1 protein-coding gene is annotated in these 1,244 nt (G+C 66.2%); it reads right to left on the bottom strand.

The features are described from left to right. Positions 1-38 precede the first annotated feature (38 nt). Positions 39-1,085, bottom strand: a complete 1,047-nt coding sequence (locus X803_RS22280) for an NAD(P)-dependent alcohol dehydrogenase (RefSeq protein ID WP_026545166.1) — start codon at positions 1,083-1,085, stop codon at positions 39-41. Positions 1,086-1,244 lie beyond the last annotated feature (159 nt).

Raw genomic sequence — 1,244 nt, 5'->3', positions numbered from 1 at the left:
AGAGCTGCTCGGGCAGGCCGTTTCCAGTCCAGTAAGGGCTAGTTCAGCGTCGACGTGTCAATGACGAAGCGGTACCGCACATCCGAGGCCAGCACGCGCTCGTAAGCCTCGTTGATCTTGTCGGCCGGAATGACCTCGATCTCAGCGCCGAGGTTGTGCTCGGCGCAGAAGTCGAGCATTTCCTGCGTCTCGCGGATGCCGCCGATCATGGACCCGGCGAAGGACCGCCGGCCGCCGATGAGCGCGAACGCCTGCACGGGAAGCGGCTCCGCGGGAGCGCCCACGTTGACCAGTGCGCCGTCGAGGCTCAGAAGTCCGAGGTAGGCGCTGATGTCCAGGGAAGCGCTGACCGTGTTGATGATCAGGTCGAAGGAGCCCGCAAGTTCCGTGAAGGTGTTCTCATCACTGGTGGCGTAGTAGGCGTCCGCGCCGAGGCGAAGCCCGTCCTCCTGCTTCTTCAGCGACTGGGACAGAACCGTAACCTCGGCGCCCATGGCGTGGGCGATCTTGACGGCCATGTGGCCAAGCCCGCCAAGCCCGACGACGGCGACCTTCTTGCCCGGCCCGGCACCCCAGTGCCGCAGCGGCGAGTACGTGGTGATCCCCGCGCAGAGCAGGGGGGCGGCGGCGTCCAGCTCGATACCCTCGGGGATCCGGACAACGAAGTCCTCGGTCACCACCACATGGGTGGAGTAGCCGCCCTGGGTGATGGTTCCGTCGCGGTCCACGGCGCCGTAGGTGCCGACGTTGCCGTTCAGGCAGTACTGCTCCTCACCGGCCCGGCAGTTTTTGCACTCGCGGCAGGAGTTGACCATGCAGCCCACTCCCACGCGGTCGCCGACGGCGTGCCTGGTCACGTTGGAGCCGACCTCGGTGACGATGCCGGCGATCTCGTGGCCAGGTGCCAGCGGGAACTGCTGCGGGCCCCAGTCGCCGCGGACGGTGTGGATGTCGGAGTGGCAGATGCCGGCGAACTTGATGTCGATCAGGACATCGTCGGGCCCGACGTCGCGGCGTTCGATGGTGGTAGGGATAAGGTCCTCGGTGGCCGAGGGAGCGGCGTAGGCAGAAACAGTAGTGGGCATGAATGACTCCTGAACATCAAGTTTGACGAGTGGTTCCGGGGGTGGACAACGTAGGCGGACGGAATCGTATTCCCCGCCACCACGCGCGCTTGCTCCTCTAGGCGGGCGCAACATAGCCGAGGGCATGGCTCGCGGCCTGAGCTGCCGCCGCCACCATCG

The organism is Arthrobacter sp. 35/47 (assembly GCF_000520475.1).
Lineage (GTDB): Bacteria > Actinomycetota > Actinomycetes > Actinomycetales > Micrococcaceae > Arthrobacter_D > Arthrobacter_D subterraneus.
The sequence above is the reverse complement of the archived record's forward strand: the minus strand, read 5'-3'. Positions and strand labels throughout refer to the sequence as shown.

Excerpts from the sequence above, each read along its gene's own strand:
- X803_RS22280 (WP_026545166.1), bottom strand. The coding sequence starts at position 1,085 with ATGCCCACTACTGTTTCTGCCTACGCCGCTCCCTCGGCCACCGAGGAC.